The organism is Methylobacterium sp. 190mf, assembly GCF_900107945.1.
Lineage (GTDB): Bacteria > Pseudomonadota > Alphaproteobacteria > Rhizobiales > Beijerinckiaceae > Methylobacterium.
In genome coordinates, this window is record NZ_FNVI01000006.1 from 176,538 (window position 1) to 201,150 (window position 24,613).

Annotated in this window: 12 protein-coding genes; 8 read left to right on the plus strand and 4 right to left on the minus strand. The window is 72.1% G+C overall.

All coding sequences use genetic code 11. From position 1 onward, the window contains the following. Positions 1 to 4 precede the first annotated feature (4 nt). Entirely contained in the window at positions 5 to 1,681 is a 1,677-nt protein-coding gene (locus tag C4T42_RS09330) for a cache domain-containing protein (protein ID WP_020093328.1), read from the plus strand. Between the two features lie 57 nt (positions 1,682 to 1,738). Here C4T42_RS09330 and C4T42_RS09335 read toward each other — a convergent pair whose 3' ends face one another. Next, entirely contained in the window at positions 1,739 to 2,365 is a 627-nt protein-coding gene (locus tag C4T42_RS09335; RefSeq protein WP_103985026.1) for a TetR/AcrR family transcriptional regulator, read from the minus strand. 105 nt (positions 2,366 to 2,470) lie between these two features. Between C4T42_RS09335 and C4T42_RS09340 the strand changes: the two genes are divergently transcribed. Continuing rightward, positions 2,471 to 3,145 (plus strand): PspA/IM30 family protein, encoded by a 675-nt coding sequence (locus C4T42_RS09340; RefSeq protein ID WP_020093330.1) that lies wholly within the window; start codon positions 2,471 to 2,473, stop codon positions 3,143 to 3,145. 48 nt (positions 3,146 to 3,193) lie between these two features. Then, positions 3,194 to 3,469 carry a YiaA/YiaB family inner membrane protein gene (locus C4T42_RS09345; protein ID WP_020093331.1) on the plus strand — a complete coding sequence of 92 codons (276 nt, stop codon included), beginning with the start codon at positions 3,194 to 3,196 and terminating at the stop codon, positions 3,467 to 3,469. A 90-nt stretch (positions 3,470 to 3,559) separates the two neighbouring features. Here the strand turns inward: C4T42_RS09345 and C4T42_RS09350 are convergent, their stop codons facing one another. Then, the gene (locus C4T42_RS09350) at positions 3,560 to 4,429 is read right to left on the minus strand and encodes a hypothetical protein (protein WP_103985027.1); all 870 of its coding nucleotides are present in this window, start codon (positions 4,427 to 4,429) and stop codon (positions 3,560 to 3,562) included. Positions 4,430 to 4,714: 285 nt separating this feature from the next. Here C4T42_RS09350 and treZ point away from each other — a divergent pair, with 285 nt between their 5' ends. The 5 genes from treZ (at position 4,715) to glgB (ending at position 20,738) form a co-directional block, all read left to right on the plus strand. Further along, positions 4,715 to 6,520: a malto-oligosyltrehalose trehalohydrolase gene (treZ, locus tag C4T42_RS09355; protein WP_103985068.1), complete on the plus strand. Its 1,806-nt coding sequence runs from the start codon at positions 4,715 to 4,717 to the stop codon at positions 6,518 to 6,520. Further along, on the plus strand, positions 6,517 to 11,418 hold the full coding sequence (locus C4T42_RS09360; protein ID WP_103985028.1) for a malto-oligosyltrehalose synthase: 4,902 nt from the start codon (positions 6,517 to 6,519) through the stop codon (positions 11,416 to 11,418). Before treZ ends, C4T42_RS09360 begins: the two co-directional genes overlap by 4 nt. A gap of 217 nt (positions 11,419 to 11,635) precedes the next feature. Further along, positions 11,636 to 15,031: a maltotransferase domain-containing protein gene (locus C4T42_RS09365; RefSeq protein ID WP_103985029.1), complete on the plus strand. Its 3,396-nt coding sequence runs from the start codon at positions 11,636 to 11,638 to the stop codon at positions 15,029 to 15,031. 149 nt (positions 15,032 to 15,180) lie between these two features. Next, complete coding sequence (treS, locus tag C4T42_RS09370; RefSeq protein WP_042672719.1) at positions 15,181 to 18,459, plus strand: maltose alpha-D-glucosyltransferase; 3,279 nt, start codon at positions 15,181 to 15,183, stop codon at positions 18,457 to 18,459. Continuing rightward, complete coding sequence (gene glgB / locus C4T42_RS09375; protein WP_103985030.1) at positions 18,456 to 20,738, plus strand: 1,4-alpha-glucan branching protein GlgB; 2,283 nt, start codon at positions 18,456 to 18,458, stop codon at positions 20,736 to 20,738. Before treS ends, glgB begins: the two co-directional genes overlap by 4 nt. A 127-nt stretch (positions 20,739 to 20,865) precedes the next feature. On the opposite strand, the gene glgA is transcribed toward glgB, so the two are convergent. Continuing rightward, a complete protein-coding gene (gene glgA, locus C4T42_RS09380; protein ID WP_103985069.1) occupies positions 20,866 to 22,404 on the minus strand; it encodes a glycogen synthase GlgA in 1,539 nt (512 codons plus the stop codon). A 350-nt stretch (positions 22,405 to 22,754) separates the two neighbouring features. Then, positions 22,755 to 24,341: an alpha-amylase family glycosyl hydrolase gene (locus tag C4T42_RS09385; protein ID WP_103985031.1), complete on the minus strand. Its 1,587-nt coding sequence runs from the start codon at positions 24,339 to 24,341 to the stop codon at positions 22,755 to 22,757. Positions 24,342 to 24,613 lie beyond the last annotated feature (272 nt).

The following is a 24,613-nucleotide window of genomic DNA, read 5'->3' on the forward strand; positions in this document are numbered from 1 at the left end:
GCGGGTGAAGATCGGGCTCGGAGCGAAGCTCCACACCATCACGGCCACCGCGCTGGTCGGCATCGTCGCGGTCTCGGGCATCGGGCTCGTCAGCCTGAAATCCCAGGTCGAGCAGGACCGGATGGCCAAGACGCGGAACCTCACGGACGTCGCCTACGGGGTCGCGGCCTATTTCGAGGGCGAGGAGCGGGCCGGGCGCCTGTCCCGGGCGGACGCGCAAGGCGCCGCGATCCGGGCCCTCAAGGCCCTGCGCTACGACGACAAGGAGTACTTCTGGGTCAACGACATGCAGCCCCGCATGGTCGCCCACCCGATCAAGCCCGAGCTGGAGGGCAAGGATCTCGCCGCCGTGCAGGATCCCACCGGCAAGCGCCTGTTCGTCGACTTCGTCGAGACGGTGAAGCGGCAGGGGCAGGGCTTCGTCGACTATTACTGGCCGAAGCCCGGCGCCGACGCCCCCGTGCCGAAGCTCTCCTACGTGCGCGGCTTCGCCCCCTGGGGCTGGGTGATCGGCACCGGCATCTACGCCGACGACACCGCGGCGATCCTGCGGGACGCGGCCTGGAAGGCGGCGGCCGGCATGCTCGTGGTGGTGGCGCTGATCGGCCTGCTCGCGGCGCTGATCGGCCGGCGGCTGACGCGGCCGCTGCGCGCGCTGAACGGCGCCATGCACCGCCTCGCGGCCGGCGAGACCGCCGTGCCGGTGCCGGCACGGGAGCGCCGGGACGAGATCGGCGCCATGGCGGGCGCCGTGCAGGTGTTCAAGGACGCGCTGATCGCCAAGGCCGAGACCGACGCCCGCGCCGCCGCCAGCGCCGACGGGGATGCCCGGCGGGCCGCCGCCCTCGACCGGCTGACCCGGTCCTTCGAGACCCGGGCCGGGACCCTGAGCCGCGGCCTCGCGACGGCGGCCGCCGACCTCGAGGCGACGGCGCGGACGCTGACCGTCACGGCCGCCCACACCACCGAGCGCACCGGCGCGGTGGCCGCGCAGGCGGCCGGCACCTCCGCCGACGTCCAGACCGCCGCGGCGGCCACCGAGGAGATGTCGGCCTCGGTCCAGGAGATCGCCGGGCAGGTGAACCGCGCCTCGGAGATCGCCGGGCAGGCCGCGATCAGCACCCGCCAGGGCGAGGCGACCGTGCGGGCGCTCGCCGCCGGCACCGAGAAGATCGGCGACGTGGTCGGCCTGATCGCCTCGATCGCCGGCCAGACCAACCTGCTGGCGCTCAACGCCACGATCGAGGCGGCCCGCGCGGGCGCGGCCGGGCGCGGCTTCGCGGTCGTCGCCTCCGAGGTGAAGGCGCTGGCCGAGCAGACCGCCAAGGCGACCGAGGAGATCTCCGGCCAGATCGGCCGGATCCAGGGTGAGACCCGGGACGCGGTCGCGGCGATCGGCGCGGTCGGCCGGACCATCGAGGAGATGCGCGGCATCGCGGTCGGGGTCGCGGCCGCCATGGAGGAGCAGAACGCCGCCATCCAGGAGATCGTCCGCGGCGTGGCGAGCGCCGCCACCGGGGCGCAGGGCGTGTCCGAGAACGTCGTCGACCTGCGCCGCGGCGCCGACGAGACCGGCAGCGCCTCCGAGCAGGTGCTGGCGGCCGCACGCGACCTCACCCGCGGCTCGGACGAGCTCGACCACGCCGTGAAGGCCTTCCTGGCCGAGGTCCAGGCTGCCTGAGGGCGCGGCCTGAGGGTGGCCTGAGGGGCGGGGCCCCCGCGGGCGGGCGGGCGGCGCTCAGCCCGCGGAGAAGCCCCGGACCGCGGCCCGCACCAGCGCGTCGATCATCGGCCGCACGTCGCTGACCCCGAGGGGACCCAGGCTGCCGAGATCGGCGAGATAGGTCATGCCGTGGACGCTGGACCACAGCGCCCGCGCCATCACGGGGATCGCCGCCTCGCCGAGGCGGCCACCGTCGCGCAGCACCCCCTCCAGGATCCCGAACAGGGCCGCGATGTCGGCCTGCACCGAGTCCGGCGCCGCCACCGTGCGCCGCTCGAAGATCGCCGCCCAGGCGGCGTGGTGCTCGGCCGCGAAGGCGAGATACGCGTCGGCCAGGCACAGGAGCCGCGCCTCCGTCTCCCGCGACGGACAGGCCGCTAGCGCCCCCACGAGGGTGTCCCGGAGCCGGCGCATGGTGACGGCGTTCGCCTCCAGGCGCAGCACTTCCAGGCTGTCGAACTGCGTGTAGACCGAGCCGACCGCCGTGCCGGCCCGCTCCGCGACGCCGCGGGCGGTCAGCGCCGCCGCGCCGCCCGCGTTCAGGATCGCCACCGCGGCCGCAATCAGGGCCTGGCGATCGGCCGCCCGATCGCCGGGCTCCTTCCGCGGCCGCCCCCTCACTTTTTTATGAACCTCGTTCATTTTATCCCTTGCGGCCCGGCACGTCCCGTGTTTACTTGTTTCATGAACGACGTTCAATCAAATCCGGACGCGGTCCGGCCCGTCGTTCCCGCGAGGTGAACCGTGATGAGGACCCTCTCCTTCCTGATGCGCGGCGTGATCGCCGACAACGCCCAGGCGATCCACGACGCCCATGCCGTGACGATCCTGCGCCAGCAGATCCGGGACGCCGCCGGCGCCCTGGCGACCGCCCGACGGGAACTCGCCGTCGCCATGGCCTACCACGCCGCCGAGGCGCGCGCCCTCGACGCCATCGGCACCCGCATCGACACCCTGTCGGACGGGGCGCGGCGGGCGCTCAGCGACGGGCGCGAGGATCTCGGGACCGAGGCGGCGATCCACATCGCCGCCCTGGAGGACGAGCGGGCCGACCGCCGGGCCGCCGCCGAGCGCTTCGCCGCGGAGGTCGAGCGGCTGAAGGGCCTGGTCGCGCAGGGCGGCGAGCGCCTGCGGGACCTCGACCGCGGGCTCCAGACCGCCCGCACCACCGAGGCGCTGCGGCGGGCCGGACTGGAGGGCCGCCGGGTCACGACCCTGTCGGCGGGGGCGCTCGGGGAGGCCGAGCGGACGCTGGCGCGCCTGCGCGAGCGGCAGGCGGCCGAGGCGGACGTCGCCGCCGCGCTGACCGCGCTCGAGGCCGAGGCCGCGGGCGGGATCGAGGCCGATCTCGAGGCGGCGGGCTACGGCCGCCCCCGCACCGACCCGCGGGCCGTGCTCGACCGCCTCAGGGCCGGCGCCTGACCGGCGCCGCACCGCTTCCCCTTCGATCATTCCTCAGGAGACCGCACCATGACACCGCAGATGCCCCATACCGGCGCCTGGAAGACCTTCACGCTGGTCAGCTTCGCCGTCGCCGCCGCCATGTTGACGTTCGGCATCTTCTTCCTGCCCGCCGACATCTGGATCAAGGGCTACCTCGCCATGGCGTCGCTGTTCCTCACGGGCACGACCTTCACCCTGGCCAAGACCCTGCGCGACGAACACGAGGCGAAGCGGCTGATCAACAAGATCGAGGATGCCGCCACGGAGCGCGTCCTGCGCGAGGTGGTGCCGGGCCGGCTCTGAGGCCCGGCAGGCCCGCGCCCCGACCCGGGCGGCGCGCGTCCGGGGTCGGGGAGGCGGCGCGCGGCGGAGCGCGGCACCTCCCCGGATCGCTCACGCCGCGGCGTCCAGGAACCCGGCCACGACCCGGGCGAATTCCGGGGTCCGCAGGTAGCCGTAGGATTTGTGCCGGTTCTCGGCGCCGTCCGGCCTCCGGTAGGCGTTGATCACCGGTACGTCCCGCACCCGCACCCCGGCGGCGTTCGGCGCGTAGAGGGCCGCGAGGTCGTCGCCCACCGTGGCGATGTCCTGGCGATCCATCAGGTTGGTCCAGGCGGCGAGCGCCGCAGGCACCCGGAGGTCGCCGTGCTCGTCGGCGAGCTTCAGCTTCAATTCGGCGAGCCCGAGGGGCGCGCCGAGGGTGACGAGGTCGCAGCGGGGCATCGGCGTCCCGTCCGCCTCGGCGGCGCGCAGCACGTCGTAGGCGATCAGGCCGCCCATCGAGTGCGCGGCGATCAGCACGCGGTCCGCCGCGGCCGCCGCCAGGGCGTCGCGCAGGCGCGCCCGCGCCGCCGCCCGGAAGTCCGCGTCCTCGTAGTAGCCCCAGAGGTCGTCGAGGCGGTATTCCAGGATCAGGTCGTCCACCGGCGTCAGACCGGCGGCCTCCTGCAGGTGCGACAGGCCGCGGTAGATCCGGTCGGTGAGGGTCGGCTCGGCGCGCTCCGGCTCCCCCGCCGGGGAGGGGAACGGCCCGAGGCCGTGATCGGGGCGGTAGGGCTCGCGGTTGCGGTCGCCCGCGAGCGGCTGCGGGTAGCGCAGGTCGGCCCAGTAGACGAAGGTGAAGGGCAGGTCGGGCTCCGCGACCCGGAGCCCGAGATTGCGGTCGAGCCCCTCGCGGATCGCGGCGCGCCACCAGGCGGCCTTCTCGTCCCGGGGCGGCTTGTTGGCGAGCCCGTGGATGCCGATGATGTGCGTCCGACCCAGTGTCCGCTCCCAGACCGAAGAGAGTGCCGGCCGGGCAAGATAGGGCCGCCCCGCGCGGACGGAACTGCGGCTTAGTTTCCGCGCGGCCCGCCGTCACGCCGCTACCCTCCGCCGTCACCTGGCCGTCACCTCGCCGTCACGCCCGCCGATACCCCATTGCCACGCGGCCGCTCCGCCATAGCTGCGCTGCGGGAACCGGATCGGGCCCGGGGCCTTCTCCCACGACAGATGATCCTGCCGCGCTTGCGTCCCGGTCGCGCGGCCAATGACGAGGACGGTGGCCCGATGCGGCGCGCCCACAGCATGGATTTCGGGGCCGAGATGGTCGGGGGCGGCGTCCGCTTCGCCCTCTGGGCGCCCACCGCCCGGAGCGTCGACCTCGTCGTCGACGGCGTCGACCACCCGCTGCCCGAATCCGGCGGCGGCTGGCGCCGCACGGCCCTGCCGGGGGTGAAGCCCGGCGCCCGCTACGGCTTCCGCGTCGACGGCGACCTCGTCGTGCCCGATCCCGCCTCCCGCTTCCAGCCGGACGACGTCTCGGGCCTCAGCGAGGTGATCGACCCGCGGAGCTTCGAGTGGTCCGACGCGGGCTGGACCGGGCGGCCCTTCGAGGAGGCGGTGATCTACGAGTGCCATGTCGGCACCGCGACGCCGGAGGGCACCTATGCCGGCCTGCAGGCCCGGCTTCCCGACCTCAAGGCGCTCGGCGTCACCGCCCTCGAGCTGCTGCCGCTCGCCGACTTCAAGGGCTCGCGCAACTGGGGCTACGACGGCGTCCAGCCCTACGCGCCGGACGGCGCCTACGGTCGACCGGACGACCTCAAGCGCCTGATCGACGCCGCCCACGGGCTGGGCCTGATGGTCTATCTCGACGCGGTCTACAACCACTTCGGGCCGGCCGGGAACTACCTCCACGCCTATGCCGGGACGTTCTTCACCGAGCGCCACCAGACCCCCTGGGGCGCGGGCATCAACTTCGACGGCAAGGAGAGCGGCGCCACGGTGCGGCAGTTCTTCATCCAGAACGCCCTGTACTGGCTGGAGGAGTATCATTTCGACGGCCTGCGCTTCGACGCCGTCCACGCCATCCTCGACGATTCGCCCCGCCACTTCCTGGCCGAGCTCGGCGAGACGGTCCGGAGGATCTTCCCGAACCGGCAGATCCACCTGATGCTGGAGAACGAGGCCAACCAGGCCCGCTGGCTGGAGCGCGACGCCGCCGGGCGCCCGAAGATACACGACGCCCAGTGGGCCGACGACCTGCACCATTGCTGGCACGTCCTGCTCACCGGCGAGGACGCCGGCTACTATAAAAGCTTTGCCGACAAACCGGTCGCCCACCTGGCCCGCTGCCTCGCCGAGGGCTTCGCCTACCAGGGCGAGCCCTTCCCGACGCTCGACAACCACCCGCGCGGCGAGCCCTCCGGGCACCTGCCGCCCTCCGCCTTCGTGACCTTCCTGCAGAACCACGATCAGGTCGGCAACCGGGCGCTCGGCGAGCGGCTCAACCACCTCGCGGATCCCAAGAAACTCGACCTCGCCCGGGCCGGGCTCCTCCTGGCGCCGCAGATCCCGATGCTCTGGATGGGCGAGGAATGGTCGGCCTCGGCGCCGTTCCTGTTCTTCGTCGACTTCGCGCCCGACGCGGACCTGAACAAGGCGGTGCGCGACGGGCGCCGCCGGGAGTTCAAGAGCTTCGCGGCCTTCGCGGACGACACCTCCAAGATCCCGGACCCGACCGAGGCCGAGACCTTCGCGGCCTCGAAGCTCGACTGGTCCGAGCGGGAGCGCTCGCCCCACCGCGAGGTGCTGGCCGAGACGACGCGGCTCCTGGGGCTGCGCCGCGACGTGGTCGTGCCCCTGGCGAAGTCCGGCTACGACGGCGCCGCCGCCGCGATGCCGCGCCCGGACGTGGTCGACTGCACGTGGCGCTTCGGCGCCGGCACCCTGCGCTTCGTCGCCAATGTCGGGACCGAACCCTTCGCGCTGGATCCGGGCGGTGCCCGGCCGGTCTGGACCAACGCCCCGGACGGGGCCGGACGCGATCTCCCGTCCTGGACGGGCGTGTTCCTGACGGAGTCCCGCGCGTGAGCCGCCTCGAGACACTCGCCGACCTCGTCGGCGTCGCCCCCGGCTACACCGACGCCTTCGGCCAGCCCGTCGAGACGTCGCTGGAGGTGCGCCGCGGCCTGCTGGCGGCCCTCGGCTTCGCGGTGGAGGACGAGGCGGCGATCGCCGCGAGCCTCGCGGAGGTCGAGCGCCTGCGCCGCGGCCTGATCCCGCCGCTCCTGCCGGTGGAGGCCCGCCGGGCCGCCCGGGTGCCGGTGCGCCCGCAGGACGGCGCGCCCCACACCCTGGTCTGGCGCCTCGTCGACGAGCGCGGCGCCGCTCGCGAGGGCCGGGCCAACCCGCAGGGGTCGGAGCCCGGCTTCGAGCTGCCGCCGCTGACCCCGGGCTATCACCGCCTCACCGTCCAGGCCGGGCAGACCCGCGCCGAGGCCTGGGTGATCGCCGCGCCGCAGCGCTGCTGGCGCCCGCGGCCCTACACGGAGGAGGGCGCCTCCGACTGGGGCATGGCCGCCCAGCTCTACGGCCTGCGCTCGGCCACCAATATCGGCATCGGCACCTACGCGGATGCCGGCGAGGCCGCCCGCGAGGCCGCCCTGCGTGGGGCGGCGTTCTTGGGGCTCAGCCCGGTCCACGCCCTGTTCGGCTCCGACCGGACCAAGATCTCGCCCTACTCGCCCTCCTCGCGGCTGTTCCTGGAGACGCTGTTCATCGCCCCGCGCAGCCTGCCGGGGCTCGCGGGCTCCCGGGCCGAGGCGCTGCTCGCCGAGCGCGCGGACGCGATCACGGCTTTGCGCGAGGCCGCCCTCGTCGACCACCAGGGCGTCCACGACGTGCTCGACCCGGTGCTCCGGGCGCTCTGGGCCGAGTCACCGGCCCGGGCCGGCACCGACGCGGGCTTCGAGCAGTTCCGCCAGGAGGGCGGGGAGGATCTCGAAGCGCACGCCCTGTTCGAGGCGCTGTCCGAGCATTTCCGGGGGCAGGGGGCGCACTGGCTGGGCGACTGGCCGGAGGCGTATCGCCGCGTCGGCACGGAGGCGGTCCGAGCCTTCGCGGCGGGGAACGCGGACCTCGTCGGCTACCACGCGTGGCTGCAGTACCTCGCCGACCGGCAGCTTGCCGAGGCCTCCGCGGCGGCGCTTGGGGCCGGCATGCGGGTCGGGCTCTACCGCGACCTCGCGGTCGGCGCCGACCGGGGCGGTTCCGAGATCTGGTCGCATCCCGAGCGCTTCGCCGACAAGGTCTCGATCGGCGCGCCGCCGGACCTGCTCGCACCGAAGGGCCAGAACTGGGGCCTGCCGGCCTTCGATCCGCTGGCGATGGAGCGCGACGGGCTCGCGGCCTTCCGGGCCCTGGTCCAGGCCAACATGCGCCACGCCGGCGCGATCCGGATCGACCACGCCTTCCAGCTCGCCCGCCTGTTCCTGATCCCGCTGGGGGCGGGGGCCCAGGCCGGCGCCTACGTGGCCATGCCGTTCGAGCCGATGCTGGCGGTGCTGCGGCTGGAGAGCCACCGCAACAAGTGCCTCGTCATCGCGGAGGATCTCGGCACGGCGCCGGAAGGCTTCTCCGACGCGCTGATGCGGGCCGGGGTGCTGAGCTACCGGATCCTCGCCTTCGAGCGCGAGGCCGACGGACGCTTCAAGCCGCCCTCGGCCTACCCGCGGGACGCGCTCACCGCCATCACCACCCACGACCTGCCGACCTTCGTCGGCTGGTGGCGCGGGGTCGACACCGACACCCGCCAGTCGCTCGGCCTCTACGATCAGGAGCGGGCCGAGGTCGAGCGGGGCGAGCGCGTCGTCGAGCGCCGCCGCCTCGCCGAGGCGCTGGCGGCCGAGCAGCTGCTGCCCTCCGCCGAGCCGCCGGATTCCGCGCCCTTCGAGGCCGCCGCCCGCTACCTCGCCCGCGCGCCCGCGATGCTCACCGCCGTCCAGTACGAGGACGTGGTCTCGGAACTCGCCCAGGCCAACGTGCCCGGCTCGACCGAGGGCTACCCGAACTGGCGGCGCAAGCTCGACCGGGATCTCGTGGACATCGCCGCCCCCGGCGGGCCGCTGGCGAAGCTCGCGGCGTCCCTCTCGGCCGAGGCGCGGGGCCCGCGCTCGGGCGCCGCGCGGCTCGCCGCGCCGCCGCCGCGCGCGACCTACCGGCTGCAGTTCCACAAGGACTTCACCTTCGCGGATGCGGGCCGGATCGTCCCCTACCTGCACCGGCTCGGGATCAGCCACGTCTACGCCTCGCCGCTCCAGAAGGCGCGGCCCGGCTCGACCCACGGCTACGACATCGTCGATCACGGCGCGATCAACCCGGAGCTCGGCGGCGAGGCGGGCTTCATCGCGCTCTCCGAGACGCTCCACGCCCACGGGATCAAGCTCCTGCTCGACATCGTCCCGAACCACATGGGCGTCGGCGGCTCCGACAATCCGTGGTGGCTCTCGGTGCTCGAATGGGGCTCCCTGTCGCCCTTCGCCGACGCCTTCGACATCGACTGGCAGCGGCTCGGAGCCGGGCGCAACCTCGTGATCCCATTCCTCGGCGACCGCTACGGCGAGGCCCTGGAGAAGGGCACGCTGGAGCTGAAGTTCGACCCCGAGACCGGCGCCTTCAGCGTCTGGCACTACGAGCACCAGCTGCCGATCCGCCCCTTGAGCTACCCGACCATCCTCAACCGGGTGATCGCCGCGATCGGGGCGGTGGACGACGACACCACCGCGGAACTGCTCGCCATCTCCGAGCGGCTGCGGGCGATGTCGATCGATACCGACGAGACCCGCCGCAAAGGCTTCCCCGAGGAGGCCGAGGGGCTGAAGCGCCGGCTCGCCGAGATCTACGGCGTGTCGCCGCTGATCCAGGAGGCCACCGCCAGCACGCTGGCGCTGCTCAACGGCTTCAAAGGCCGCCCGGACAGTTTCGGGCCGTTGCACCGGCTGCTGGAGGCGCAGGCCTACCGGCTGGCCCACTGGCGGGTGGCGTCGAGCGACATCAACTACCGCCGCTTCTTCGACGTGAACTCGCTCGCCGGCCTGCGGGTCGAGCTGTCCGACATCTTCCACCGCTCGCACGAGACCGTGTTCCGGCACGTCCGCGAGGGCCAGATCGACGGCCTGCGCATCGACCATATCGACGGCCTCGCCGACCCGCTGGGCTACGCAAGGGCGCTCCAGGCGGCTGTCGGACCGGGCTTCTACGTCGTCGTCGAGAAGATCCTGGAGCCGGGCGAGCGGCTGCGGCCCTGGCCGGTGGCCGGGACCACGGGCTACGACGTGCTCAACCAGCTCGACGGGATCCTGGTCGACAAGAGCCGGCGCGGGAAAATCGAGCGGCTCTACACCTGGGCCACGGGCTTCGACGAGCCCTACGGCTTCCAGCTCCGCGCCGCCAAGGCCGAGATCCTCGAGATCAGCTTCGCGAGCGAGCTGGAGGTGCTGACCACCGACCTCAAGGAGGTCGCCGACGCCGACCGGCGCACCCGCGACTTCACCGTCAACGCGCTGCGCCGGGCGCTGATCGAGATCATCGCGCGCTTCCCGACCTACCGGAGCTACCTGCCGTCGGATCTGGAGGAGGGCGAGGTCGAGCCCGAGGATGTCCGCCTGATCGAGGGCGCCGTCGCCAAGGCCAAGCGCTGGTCGAGCCTGCCGGACCGCTCGGTCCACGACTTCGCCGCCGACGTCCTGCTCGGTCGGGTCGAGACGGCGGGCCCCGGCCGGCCGGACCCGCGGGTGGTGCTGCGCTTCCGCCGCCGGTTCCAGCAGCTCACCGGCCCGGTCATGGCCAAGAGCCTGGAGGACACGCTGTTCTACCGCTACGCGTGCCTCCTGGGCCTCAACGAGGTCGGCGGCGATCCGGGCGAGTACGGGATCGACGCGGAGCACTTCCACGATCTGCAGATCGCCCGCGCCCGGGACTGGCCGAGCGCCATGATCACCACCGCGACCCACGACACCAAGCGGGGCGAGGATGCCCGCACGCGGCTGCTCGCCCTCTCGGAGATCCCCGAGGAATGGGCCAAGGCCTGGGACTTGTGGCAGCGGGTCGCCGGCCCGCACCTCGCCCGGATCGACGGCGAGCCGGCCCCGGACGCCAACGACCAGTGGATGTTCTTCCAGGCGATCCTGGGCGCCTGGCCGCTGGAGCTTCTGGAGCGGGACGAGGCCGGGGCGATCGCGGATTTCCGGGACCGGCTGATCGCCTACGGCGAGAAGGCCATGCGGGAGGGCAAGCGCCGGTCGAGCTGGGTCAACGTTGACGAGGTCTACGAGGGCGCGGTCAAGCGGCTGTTCACGGCGCTGATCGCCCCGGGGTCGGATTTCCTGAGCGAACTCCGGCCCTTCGCCCGACGGCTCGCCCATCTCGGCATGCTGGCGAGCCTCGGCCGGACGGTCCTGAAATGCACCCTGCCGGGCCTGCCCGACACCTACCAGGGCACGGAGATCTGGGATTTCTCCTTCGTCGACCCCGACAACCGCCGCCCGGTGGATTACCCGGCCCTGGAGCGGATGCTGGAAGAGGGCGGGGCGCCCGCGGAGCTGCTGGGCCACTGGCCGGACGGGCGGGTCAAGCAGGCGACGCTGACGCGGCTCCTCGCCGAGCGGGCCGAGCGCCCGGATTTCTACGCCAGCGCCGCCTACGAGCCCGTCGCGGCCACCGGCGCCCGGGCCGACCACGTCATCGCCTACCGGCGGACCGACCCCGTCCAAGAGGGCGGCGACCTGTTCGTGGCGGTGCCGCGGCTGGTGGCGGGCTTCGTCGGGGAAGCCGTCTGGTCGGGCGAGGCCTTTGCCGGCACCCGGGTCGATCTCGGGGCGGGGACGCGCTGGCGGGACCTCGCCTCGGGGCGGGTGGTGGAGGGGGAGGGGGCCGATCTCGGCGCTCTCCTGCGCGACCTCCCCTACGCGGTGCTGCGGCGGGAACCGTGACCGCGCCGTCATCGCGAGCGGAGCGAGGCGACCCAGGGCAGCGCGACCTGGATCAGCGTGGCGCCGCTCGCAGAGACGGCGGCGGTCCGGGCGCGTCTTCCGGTGGCCCCTCCGCAGCCCTGTCACGCGACTCTGCTGAGACACGTCGGACCGGATCGCGCGGCACAGCCCGGCGGTTCGGGCGTTACGACACTGGGAACGGGAGCCGAGAGGCAGCATGAACGCACCGACCAAAGCCGCTGCGACGTCCGGGGCCGCGGCCGTCCTGCCGGCCGCGCTGGCCCCCCGGGCCGAGGGGCCGCGGATCTACAACCTGTTCCCGCTCCTGGTCGGGCGCGTCTCGGACTGGACGGCCGAGCTGCCGCGGATCGCCGCCCTCGGCTTCGACTGGGTCTACCTCAACCCGTTCCACCAGACCGGCGGCTCGCGGAGCCTCTACGCGGTCGCCGATCCCGAGCGCCTCGACGAGCGGTTCCGCGACCAAGACGGCACGCCCGACGACGAGCAGATCCGCCGCTTCTGCACCGCCGCCGAGGCTCTGGGCCTGTCGGTGATGACCGACCTCGTGATCAACCACACCGCCGACAACGCCCGGCTCGCCACCGAGCGGCCCGACCTGTTCATGAAGGAGCCCGACGGCTCGATCATGCACCCGGCGGCCGTCGACCCGGACGACCCGTCGATCCGCACCGTCTGGGGCGATCTCGCCGAGCTCGACTACCACACGCCCGCCGCCCGGGACGAGCTGACCCGGATCTGGGGTGCCTACGTGGCGCATCTGCAGGGGCTCGGCGTGACGGGCTTCCGGTGCGACGCCGCCTACAAGGTGCCGCCGGAGACTTGGCGCGTCCTGATCGGGGAGGCCAAGGGGCGCGATCCCGCCTGCCTGTTCGCCGCCGAGACCCTGGGCTGCACCTTCGAGGAGGCCAAGGCGACGGCCGGCGCCGGCTTCGACTACCTGTTCAACTCCTTCGCGTGGTGGGACCTGAGGAAGCCCTGGGCGCTCGAGCAGTACGAGCGCCTGCGGGTGCTGGCCCCCTCGATCGCCTTCCCCGAGAACCACGACATGACGCGGCTCGCCGCCGAGATTGGCGGCGGCCCGGAGGCGGTGGCGGCGCACCTGCGCACCCGCTACGCGCTCGCGGCCTTCTTCTCGGCCGGCGTGCTCATGCCGATCGGCTACGAGTGGGGCTACCGGCGGGCGCTGCACGTGGTCGAGACCACCCCGCGCGACCGCGAGAATGAGACCGGCATCGACATCTCCGGCTCCATTCGGGCGATCAACGCCCTGCGGGCGGAGCTGCCGGCCGCCAATGTCGAGGGCGCGCAGATCCGGATCTCGGCCCCCGACAGCGATCTGGTGGCGCTCGCCCGCTTCGACACCGGCCACCCGGCCTCGGCGCGGCACGGGTTGATCGTGCTCTACAACCCGACCGACCGGCCGGTGCCGGTCGAGGCCGGCGCGCTCGTGGCCCGCACCGGCGGGATGCTCGGCGCCTTCGTCGACCGGACCCCGGAGGCCGAGCCGATCGCGTTCCATCCCGGCAGCGCCATCGACCTGATGCCGGGCGAGTTGCGCATCCTCGCGGCCAGCGCCCAGGAGGTCGCCCGCCAGCCGGCGCGCGGCACCCCGGACGGGGAGGGAAGGGTGGTGATCGAGGCGGTCAGCCCCGAGATCGACGGCGGTCGCTCGGCGGTGAAGCGGATCGTCGGCGAGTCCCTGCGGGTCGAGGCCGACATCTTCTCCGACGGCCACGAGATCATCGACGCCGCGATCCTGTCGCGGGTCGCCGGCACCGAGGCGTCTGGAGGCGAGACTTGGCGCGAGGACCCGATGGTCTTCGTCGACAACGACCGCTGGGCCGGGCACTTCCCCCTCGAGCGGAACGCCCGCTACGAGTTCACCCTGATCGCGTGGCGCGACGCGTTCTCGTCCTGGGTGCGCGACACCCTGAAGAAGCGCGCCGCCGGCGTCGACGTGCGGCTCGAGACGATCGAGGGCGTGGCGCTCGTCGGGACCGCGGCCTCGCTCGCCCGGACCCGCGGCGGCCGCGACGCCGAGCGCCTCGCCGCGCTGGTGGCGGCGCTCGCCGCCGAGGAGACCGGCTCGGCGGCCCAGCTCGACCGGATCCTCGCCCCCGACGCGGCGAGCCTCGTGCGCCGGAACGCCGAGCGGGTGAACCTGACCCGCTATCCCGTGACCCTGCCGGTGATCGCCGACCGCCTCGCGGCCCGGTTCTCCGCCTGGTACGAGATCTTCCCGCGCTCCCAGTCGATGGACGTGAACCGCCACGGCACCTTCGACGACGTGATCCGGCGCCTGCCCGAGATCCGCGAGCTCGGCTTCGACGTTCTCTACTTCACGCCGATCCACCCCGTGGGTCGGACCAACCGCAAGGGGAAGAACAACACCCTCAAGGCCGAGCCCGGCGATGTCGGCTCGGTCTACGCGGTCGGCGCGGAGGAGGGCGGCCACGAGGCCGTGCATCCCGACCTCGGCACGCTCGCGGATTTCGAGCGGCTGGTCGCGGCGAGCCACGCCTACGGCATGGAGATCGCCCTCGACTTCGCGATCCAGTGCTCGCCGGACCATCCCTGGATCAAGAACCACCCGGAATGGTTCGAGTGGCGCCCCGACGGCACCCTGAAATTCGCCGAGAACCCGCCGAAGAAGTACGAGGACATCTCGAACGTCCACTTCTACGGGGGCGCCCTGCCCTCGCTCTGGATCGAGCTGCGCGACATCCTGCTCGGCTGGTGCGCGCGCGGCGTGCGCATCTTCCGGGTCGACAACCCGCACACCAAGCCGATCCCGTTCTGGGAATGGGTGATCGGCGAGGTCAACGGCCGCTACCCGGACGCGATCTTCCTCGCCGAGGCCTTCACCCGGCCGAAGATGATGAAGAAGCTCGCCAAGGCCGGCTACCAGCAGAGCTACACCTACTTCACGTGGCGCAACACCAAGCAGGAGCTCACCGACTACGCCCTGGAGCTGGCCGGCGAGATGGGCGAGTACTACCGCCCGAACTTCTTCGCCAACACCCCCGACATCAACCCGTACTTCCTCCAGACCAGCGGGCGGGCGGGGTTCGTCATCCGCGGCACGCTCGCCGCGACCCTGTCGTCGGTCTACGGCATCTACAACGGCTTCGAGCTGTGCGAGGCCGCGCCGTACCCGGGCAAGGAGGAGTATCTCAACTCCGAGAAATACGAGCTCAAGGCCTGGGACTACGACCGGCCGGGCAACATCCGCGAGCACATCGTCAAGCTCAACAGGATCCGGCGCGAGAACCCCGCCCTCTGGGACTTCCGCAACGTGACCTTCACGGGCGCCTGGAACGACAACATCATCGCCTACGCCAAGGCGACGCCGGAGCGCGACAACTGCGTCTTCACCATGGTCAACCTCGACCCGAAGAACCGCCAGGAATGCACCTACGAGGTGCCGCTCTGGCTGTTCGGCCTGCCCGACGACGGCGCCGTCGAGGTCGAGGACCTGCTCCAGGGCTACACGTTCGAGTTGCGCGGCAAGACCCACCGCATCGCCCTCGATCCGGCCGAGCGATCCTGCGTGATCTGGCGCCTCCGGGCGCCGCGGCGGGTTGCGGGCTGAGGCCGCGCGTGGCACTCGGCCATGGCCCTTGAATGCGGCGGCGGGAATTCCCGTCGCCGACCCTCGCACCCGCGCGGCGGCCCGCCGCCCGCGCCCCGGCCGGGTCCCCCGCCGGTCCCGTCAGACTCGACCGATGAGGCAGCGACGCGATGATCGATCGCAGCGACCCGCAATGGTACCGTGACGCCATCATCTACCAGATCCACGTCAAGTCGTTCTTCGACTCGAACAACGACGGGATCGGGGATTTCGAGGGCCTGACCCAGCGCCTCGACTACGTGCGCGATCTCGGCGTGACGGCGATCTGGCTGATGCCGTTCTATCCCTCGCCGCTGCGCGACGACGGCTACGACATCGCCGATTACCGGGACATCAACCCGTCCTACGGGACCATGGAGGACTTCAAGGCCTTCGTGGAGGCGGCGCACGAGCGCGGTCTGCGGGTCATCACCGAGCTCGTCATCAACCACACCTCGGACCAGCACCCCTGGTTCCAGGCCGCCCGCGAGGCCCCTCCCGGCTCGCCCGAGCGCGACTTCTACGTCTGGTCGGACACCGACGAGCCGTACAAGGACACGCGGATCATCTTCCTCGACACCGAGGCGTCGAACTGGACCTGGGACCCGGTCGCCAAGCAGTATTTCTGGCACCGGTTCTACAGTCACCAGCCGGATCTCAACTTCGACAACCCGAAGGTGCTGGAAGCGGTCATCGACGTGATGCGCTACTGGCTCGACATGGGCGTCGACGGCCTGCGGCTCGACGCGATCCCCTACCTGATCGAGCGCGACGGCACGAACTGCGAGAACCTCGCCGAGACCCACGACGTCATCAAGGCGATCCGCGCCGCGCTGGACGCGAGCTACCCCGACCGGATGCTGCTCGCCGAGGCCAACCAGTGGCCCGAGGAGACCGCGCAGTATTTCGGCGACGGCGACGAGTGCCACATGGCGTTCCATTTCCCGCTGATGCCGCGGATGTACATGGCGATCGCCCGGGAGGACCGGCACCCGATCACCGACATCATGCGCCAGACCCCGGAGATCCCGGAGGGCTGCCAGTGGGCGATCTTCCTGCGCAACCACGACGAGCTGACGCTCGAGATGGTCACGGCCGAGGAGCGTGACTACCTCTGGTCGTTCTACGCCGCCGAGCGGCGCGCCCGGATCAACCTCGGCATCCGCCGACGCCTCGCGCCGCTCCTCGAGAACGACCGGCGCAAGATCGAGCTGATGAAGTCCCTCGTCCTGTCGATGCCCGGCACGCCGGTGCTCTACTACGGCGACGAGGTCGGCATGGGCGACAACATCTACCTCGGCGACCGCGACGGCGTGCGCACGCCGATGCAGTGGTCGCCCGACCGCAACGGCGGCTTCTCGCGGGCGAATCCCCAGAAGCTGTTCCTGCCGGCGATCCAGGACCCGATCTACGGGTTCGACGCGATCAACGTCGAGGCGCAGACCCAGGCCCAGACGAGCCTGCTGAACTGGACGCGGCGCATGATCGCGATCCGCAACAACAGCGTCGCGCTGGGGCGCGGCACCATCCAGTTCCTGTACCCGTCGAACCGGAAGGTGCTCGCCTGGATCCGCGAGCACGAGGACGAGCGGATTCTGTGCGTGGCGAACCTGTCGCGCGCGCCGCAGGCGGTGCAGCTCGACCTGTCGGAGTTGCGCACCGCGGTGCCGATCGAGCTGACCGGTGGCACCGAGTTCCCGCCGATCGGCGACCTGCCCTACCTGCTGACCCTGCCGTCCTACGGCTTCTACTGGTTCTCCTTGAGCGCCGCCCGGTCGGGGGTGATCGGCCCGCAGCAGGAGCCGCCCGAGCTGTTCACCCTGGTGCTCACCGGCGGGATCGAGACCCTGATGAGCGGGCGCGAGCGCGTCGCCTTCGAGCGCACCGTGGTGCCGCCGTTCCTGACGAGCCGGCGCTGGTTCGGCGCCAAGGGCTCGCGGATCAAGGCCACGAAGGTCGTCGACTGCGCCGCCCTGAAGGACGTCGACGGCAGCGCGCGCTTCCTGCTGCCGCGGCTGCAGGTGCAGCTCGCCAGCGGCGAGACCCAGGAATACTTCGTGCCCGTGGGCGTCGAGGAGGGCCGCGAGGACGAGACCCTCATGCCCTTCGCGGTGGCGCGGGTGCGCCGGGGGCCGCGCACCGGCCTGCTCTACGGGGCGGCCGGCTCCAACGACTTCGCCGCCTGCCTGATCGACGACATGCGGCAGGCCCGCGAGATCCCCACGGAGACCGGGCGGCTCGTCTTCGCCGTCACCTCGGCCTTCGACCCGGACGTCACGGTCGACGTGGCCGACATCCGCCGGCTCTCGGGCGAGCAGAGCAACACCTCGATCGCCATCGGCTCGAAGATGATGCTCAAGCTGCTGCGCCGCCTGCAGCCGGGCCTGCATCCCGAGATCGAGGTCGGGCGCTTCCTCACCGAGAAGGCGGGGTTCTCGAATACACCCGCCCTGCTCGGCACCCTGGAGCATGTCGCCGAGGACGGCACCCGGACCGCCCTGGCGGTCCTGCAGAAGTTCGTGATGAACCAGGGCGACGCCTGGACCCTGATGCTGGAGGGCCTGCGCCGGGACTTCGAGACCGTGGTGCTCACGCCCGAGAGCGAGGCCGCGACCCCCGAGGAGGCGTTCCAGGCCCACCGGCCCTGGGCCGACCTGCTCGGCCGGCGCACCGCCGAGCTGCACGCGGCGCTCGCCATCGAGACCGACGACCCGGCCTTCGCGGCCGAGCCGTTCACCGGGGACGACCTCGCCGTGCTGGCGCGCGACGCCCGCCACCAGGCCGAGCGCGCCTTCCGGGCGCTCAAGGGCCTCGCCGACCGCGGCCTCGACGCCGGCAAGCCGGCCTGCGCGGAGCTCGGCCAGCGCCGGGGCGAGGTCGAGGCGCTGATCGCCGCGCTCACCGAAGCGCCGGTCCGGGGCGCCCACAAGACCCGCATCCACGGCGACTACCATCTGGGCCAGGTGCTGGTCGCCGAGAACGACCTGATCATCGTCGACTTCGAGGGCGAGCCCTCGCGCCCGGCCGACGAGCGCCGGGCCAAGTCGATGCCTCTGCGGGACGTCGCCGGGCTGATGCGCTCCTTCGCGTACGGCGCCGAGACGGTGATCCGGGAGATCACCGCGCGGTTCGCCGATTCCGAGGAGCGGGCGCGGGACGCGGCGACCGCGTGGCGCGGCATGATCGAGGCGGCGTTCCTCGCCGGCTACGAGACGGCGGTCGAGGGCTCCCGGGCGGCGGTGACCGATCCGGAGAGCCGGACCCGGCTGCTGCGCCTCTGCCTGCTGACCAAGGCGCTCTACGAGGTCGACTACGAGGCCAACAACCGGCCGGACTGGATCGAAATCCCCGCCCGTGGGGTTCTCACCATTCTGGACACGGACGGACACGAGCCCGGAGCATCTGAATGACGGCGATCGACGAGACCTTCGCACGACGGGCCGACCCGGGCACGGGGACGGCGCGGACCGCGGATGTCCCGGGCTCCGGCGCCGCGCAGCCGCCGAGCGTCCACCCGGACGCGGTCGCCGCGCTGATGGCCGCCAACCACGGCGACCCCTTCGCGGTGCTCGGGCCCCACCGGGTCGGGCCGAAGGCCTGGGAGGTGCGCGCCGTGCTGCCCGAGGCGCGGGCCGCCACCCTGGTGATGGACGGCCGCACCGCGCCCTTCGAGAAGCGCCATCCGGACGGGTTCTGGGTCGCCAAGGTCGAGGGCGAGCACCGGCCGCTCTACGAGATCGAGGTCGAGTCCTGGGACGGGACGAAGCGCCGCCGCTACGACCCCTACGGCTTCGGCTCCTCGATCGAGCAGTACGACGTGGCGGCGCTCCGCGAGGTTGGCACCAACCTCGTCTACCGGATGCTCGGCGCGCAGTCGGGGCAGCTCGACGGCATCGACGGCTTCCGCTTCGCCGTCTGGGCGCCCAACGCCCGCAAGGTCAGCGTCGTCGGCGACTTCAACGACTGGGACGGGCGGCGCCACCCGATGCGCCTCTGGCAGGACGGCGGCATCTGGGAGCTGTTCGTGCCGGGCCTCAAGGCCGGCGTGCGCTACAAGTTCGAGATCCGCGGCCCCGACGGGTCCCTGGTCCCGCTCAAGGCCGACCCGGTCGCCTTCGCGGCCCAGCACCCGCCGGAGACCGCCTCGGTCACCCACGGGACGGGCGACTTCGACTGGCGCGATTCCGGCTGGATGAGCACCCGCGGCGCCAAGGACCCGCGCCACGCGGCGATCTCGATCTACGAGGTCCATCTCGGCTCCTGGGCGCGGGTGCCCGAGGAGGGCAACCGCTACCTCACCTACAAGGAACTCGGCGACCGGCTGATCCCCTACGTCAAGGATCTGGGCTTCACCCATATCGAGATGCTGCCGATCACCGAGTTCCCGTTCGACGGGTCCTGGGGCTATCAGCCGGTCTCGCTGTTCGCGCCGACGAGCCGCTTCGGAAGCCCTGAGGACTTCGCGGCCTTCGTGGACGCGGCCCACGAGGCCGGCATCGGCGTGCTGCTCGACTGGGTGCCGGGTCACTTCCCGCTCGACGCCCACGGGCTCGGCCTGTTCGACGGCACCCACCTCTACGAGCACGCCGACCCGCGCCAGGGCTTCCACCAGGACTGGGGCACCTACATCTACAATTTCGGGCGGACCGAGGTCGCGACGTTCCTCGCCGCCAACGCCCGGTTCTGGCTGGAGCACTACCACCTCGACGGCCTGCGCGTGGATGCCGTGGCGTCGATGCTCTACCTCGACTACTCGCGCCGCCAGGGCGAGTGGATCCCGAACCGCTATGGCGGCAACGAGAACCTCGACGCCATCGACTTCCTGCGCAAGACCAACGAGGCGACCTACAGCCACGCCCCGGGGACGATCACGGTGGCGGAGGAATCGACCTCCTGGCCGGGCGTCTCGCACCCGACCTACACGGGCGGCCTCGGCTTCGGCTTCAAGTGGAACATGGGCTGGATGCACGACACCCTGCATTTCATGCAGGAGGATCCGATCCATCGCCGCTACCACCACCACAACCTGACCTTCGGGCTGCTCTACGCCTTCTCGGAGAATTTCATCCTGCCGCTCTCCCACGACGAGGTCGTGCACGGGAAGGGCTCGCTGCTCGGCAAGATGCCGGGCGACCGCTGGCAGAAATTCGCGAATCTCCGGGCCTATTACGGCTTCATGTGGGGGCATCCCGGCAAGAAGCTGCTGTTCATGGGCGGCGAGTTCGGCCAGGAGCGGGAGTGGAACCACGACAACAGCCTGGACTGGCACCTCCTGGACGATCCCCTGCACAAGGGCGTCCAGAGCGTGATCCGCGACCTGAACCGGCTCTACGTCTCGACCCCGGCCCTCTACGGCCGCGACGTCGAGCATACTGGCTTCCAGTGGCTGGTGGCGGACGACCAGGACAACAGCGTCATCGCCTGGGCCCGCAAGGGTGCCAAGCCCGGCGAGGTGGCGATCGTGGTGTCGAACTTCACACCGGTGCCGCGCGAGGGCTACCGGATCGGCGTGCCGCAGGCGGGGTTCTACCGGGAGGCGTTCAACTCGGATGCCGGCGTGTACGGCGGGTCCAACCTGGGCAACCAGGGCGGCCGCCACACCGACGATCAGGCGAGCCACGGCCAGGGGCAGAGCCTGTCGCTCACCCTGCCGCCGCTCGCCACGATGATCTTCCTGCTGGAGGGGTGAGCCCCTCGTCCCGCCCGCGGGGGAAGGCTCCGCGGGCATCCCTCGCGGGCGAGGCGGGTGCCCTCCCCCGCACGGGAGGGGGCATGGCGCGCTCCGTCATCGCGGCCTGCGTCGGCCCTACGCGGCCCTACGCCGCCCGCCAGCGCAGCCCGACGCTGTTGCCGATGGCCCGGCCGTAGAGCCCGGCATAGTCCTCGGCGGCCCGGTCCCAGCCGAAATGGGCCGCCATGGCCCGCCGCCGCATGGCGTTGAGCCGCTTCTTCTGGCCGAAGGCCTCCAGCGCCCGCCACACCGCCGCCCCGAAGGACGCGGCCGAGGCCTCCCCGAAGGTGAAGCCCGTCACGCCGTCCTCGACCGTGTCGGCGAGGCCCCCGGTCCGCCGCACGATCGGCAGGGAGCCGAAGCGCTGCGCGTACATCTGGGCAAGGCCGCAGGGCTCGAAGCGCGAGGGCATCAGCAGGAAGTCGCTGCCGGCGAACATCCGCCGGGCCTGCGCCTCCTCGAAGCCGACATGCACGCCGACCGCGTCGGGATGGCGCTTGGCCAACCCCTGCAGCGCCTGCTCGAACCGGCCCTCGCCCTGGCCGATCACCACGAGCTGGCCGCCCCCGGCCACGATGGTCTCGGCCGCCTGCAGGCTCAGGTCGATGCCCTTCTGGTGCACGAGGCGCGACACGATGGCGAAGAGCGGCCCGCGGGAGACCGCGAGGCCGAATTGCTGGCGCACCGCCTCCGTGTTGGCGCGCTTGCCCTTCCAGTCGTCGATCTCGAACCGCGTGGCGAGGTGCGGGTCGGTTGTCGGGTCCCAGGTCTCGTCGATGCCGTTGAGGATGCCGGCGAGCCGGCCCTGGCCGGCGCGGGTGCGCAGCAGCCCGTCGAGGCCGCAGCCAAGCTCGGGCGTCTGGATCTCCCGCGCGTAGGTCTCGCTCACCGTGGTGACCTGCGAGGCGTAGAAGATGCCGGCCTTGAGGAAGGAGAGCTGCCCGTAGAACTCGGCGCCGTCGACCTGGAAGGCCGCGTCCGGCACGCCGAGCCGGGGCAGGGCGTCCCGGGGGAACAGGCCCTGGTAGGCGAGGTTGTGGATCGTCAGCACGCTCGGGACCCGCCGGCCGCGCCACGCGAGATAGGCCGGGGCCAGAGCCGCCTGCCAGTCGTTAAGGTGCAGGATGTCGGCCGCCCAGTCGGGATCGGCGCCGGTGGCGAGGTCCGCCGCCGCGAGGCTGAGGCGGGCGAAGCGCAGGTCGTTGTCGCCGAAATCGCCGTGCTGGTCGCCGTAGGGCGTGCCGTCGCGCTCGTAGAGGTCGGGGCTGAGCAGGACGTAGATCCGCAGGCCGTCGGCCGCCTCGACCAGGCCGAGGTCGCAGGCGGGAATGCCCGCGAAGCCCTCGAGGCGGGCGACGACCGGGATCTCCGGGAAGGCGGCCCGGACCTGCCGGTAGCCCGGGATCAGGACGCGGATGTCGTAGTGCGGGACCAGGGCCCGGGGCAGGGCGGCCGAGACCTCGCCGAGGCCGCCGGTCTTCACGAAATCCGCCATCTCGGGCGTCGCGTAGAGGATGCGGCGGCGCAGCGAGGCCGGCCGGGCCGGAACCGGCACGGGACCGACGCCGTTCCCCTCGCCGGACGACCACTCGGCGAAGGGACCACCACGGCGCGCATCGAGCATCAGCATTGATCCTGGCCGGGCGGAATGCCCCGGTCTGGCAGTCGACCGGGCAGGCACGGCTGTCACGATCTCAACCACGGCCAATGCTCCTTCGCCGCGACGGTTCCGTTGCGACGCACAAAATAGGCCACCGTGGTGATTAAGCGTCACTTACCTATGTGGCATCGCAGCGAGAAATCGCGCCGCCACGGCGGATTTCGGCCGCTGGATACAGATCTTCGGCCCGGAACGACGGCGCCCGGCGTAACCGGACGGGTCCCGCTCGTCCGTCTTCGCCCGATCGGCGGTGTCCGCCGAGCCCCTGATTCGGTCCCCGGCCTGACGGGTGCCGGAGCCGGGGCGGCCTCGCGTCACCCGGCGCGGCGCAGAATCACCCCCTCGGCGGGCTCCAGCGCGAGGGTGAGGCCGGCCGGCTCGCCCGCGCGCCCCGGACAGGTCGAGAGCAGCACGGTCCAGGCCCCCTCGGGCAGCGGCAGGTCCTGCGACGCCGCGCCGAAATTCAGCAGCACGCGCAGGACGTCCCCGTCGGCGAAGCGCTCGTAGGCGAACACCTCGGCGATCCCGAGCGGCACCTCGCGGTAGCCGCCCACGGCGAGCGCCGCGTGGTCGCGGCGCAGGGCGAGCAGCCGCCGGTGCAGGGTCAGCATCGAGCCCGGATCCGAGCGCTGGCTCTCGACGTTGCAGGCTGCCCAATCCGCCGCCAGCGGCAGCCAGGGTTCGGCCGTGGAGAAGCCGGCCTGGGGACTGTCGTCCCACTGCATCGGCGTGCGCTCCGGGTCGCGGCCGTGCCCGGGCTCGTTGTGCTCCCAGGGATCCCGGGCGCGGTCGGGCGGGATCGGCACGTGGCCGAGGCCGATCTCGTCGCCGTAGTAGAGGGTCGGCGTGCCCCGAAGGGTCAGCAGCAGCATCGCGGCGATGCGGGCCTGGGCCGGCCCGACCCGCGCGGCGATGCGCGGCTGGTCGTGGTTGCCCAGCACCCAGTTCGGCCAGCCGCCCTCGGGCAGGGCCGCCTCGTACTGCGCCACGAGGTCGGCCACCGCGTCGGCCCGCCACGGGGTCTGGATCAGCTGGAAATTGAACGGCAGGTCGGCCCCGGTCAGGTCCGGGCCGTAATAGGCGACGAGCCGCTCCACCGGCAGGTAGATCTCGCCGATCAGCACCCGCTCGCCGTACTGGCGCAGCACCCCCCGCATCCCGGCGATCACGTCGAAGATCTCGGGCCGGTCGGCGGAGTAGACCTGGGTGAAGCGGTTGATCTCGGGCGAGCCCGGCGCGTAGTCGGGATTGGCCGGGTTGTCGCGGAAGCCCGCATCCTTCATCAGGTGCCAGATCACGTCGACCCGGAACCCGTCGACTCCGCGCTCCAGCCAGAAGCGGAGCACGTCGTGCATGGCCGCCCGCACCGCGGGGTTGCGCCAGTTCAGGTCCGGCTGCTCCGCCAGGAAGGCGTGGTAGTAGTACTGGCCGGTGGTCTCATCCAGCGTCCAGGCCGGGCCGCCGAAGTTCGACAGCCAGTTGTTGGGCGGGCCGCCGCCGGGTGCCGGGTCGCGCCAGATGTACCAGTCCCGCTTCGGGCTCGCGCGCGACGACCGGCTCTCGGAGAACCAGGGATGCGCGATCGAGGAGTGGTTCGGCACGAAGTCGAGGATCACCTTCAGCCGGCGCCGATGGGCCTCCGCCACGAGGGCGTCGAAATCGGCCAGCGTGCCGAACAGCGGGTCGATCCCGCAGTAATCCGCCACGTCGTAGCCGAAATCGGCCATGGGCGAGGGGTAGACCGGCGAGATCCACACGGCGTCGACCCCTAGCCATGCGAGGTAGTCCAGCCGCGCCGTGATGCCCGGCAGGTCGCCGACACCGTCGCCGTTCGTGTCCTGAAAGGAGCGCGGATAGACTTGGTAGACGGTCCCGCGCTTCCACCAGACGGTGTCGGTCATGCTGCGCCCCTCGCATCGGCGGCCCACGCTTAAACGCTGACCCGCGCCCTGGCGACCGGCGATGGTTGCGCCGAGAGCGCGCGTTGCGCGCGAAACGCCCCGACGCGGCGTCGCCCAGGGAATGGCTGCGGCCCCCAAAACCTGTGCGCATGCCCCTCACGCAGGGCGACGCCGCGCGGCTGTGCCTGGAATGTCACGCCGCCCTGCCATATCTCCTCCGCCGTGCCCGTGCGCTCCGCCGGAGCGGCGCTGCCACGACTTCGCCGGAACCC

What these genes read in the sequence shown, in the direction of transcription:
- C4T42_RS09335 (WP_103985026.1), bottom strand. Translation starts at nt 2,365, where the DNA reads ATGAACGAGGTTCATAAAAAAGTGAGGGGGCGGCCGCGGAAGGAGCCC.
- C4T42_RS09340 (WP_020093330.1), top strand. Translation starts at nt 2,471, where the DNA reads ATGAGGACCCTCTCCTTCCTGATGCGCGGCGTGATCGCCGACAACGCC.
- C4T42_RS09345 (WP_020093331.1), top strand. Translation starts at nt 3,194, where the DNA reads ATGACACCGCAGATGCCCCATACCGGCGCCTGGAAGACCTTCACGCTG.
- treZ (WP_103985068.1), top strand. Translation starts at nt 4,715, where the DNA reads ATGCGGCGCGCCCACAGCATGGATTTCGGGGCCGAGATGGTCGGGGGC.
- C4T42_RS09365 (WP_103985029.1), top strand. Translation starts at nt 11,636, where the DNA reads ATGAACGCACCGACCAAAGCCGCTGCGACGTCCGGGGCCGCGGCCGTC.
- treS (WP_042672719.1), top strand. Translation starts at nt 15,181, where the DNA reads ATGATCGATCGCAGCGACCCGCAATGGTACCGTGACGCCATCATCTAC.
- glgB (WP_103985030.1), top strand. Translation starts at nt 18,456, where the DNA reads ATGACGGCGATCGACGAGACCTTCGCACGACGGGCCGACCCGGGCACG.
- glgA (WP_103985069.1), bottom strand. Translation starts at nt 22,404, where the DNA reads ATGCTCGATGCGCGCCGTGGTGGTCCCTTCGCCGAGTGGTCGTCCGGC.
- C4T42_RS09385 (WP_103985031.1), bottom strand. Translation starts at nt 24,341, where the DNA reads ATGACCGACACCGTCTGGTGGAAGCGCGGGACCGTCTACCAAGTCTAT.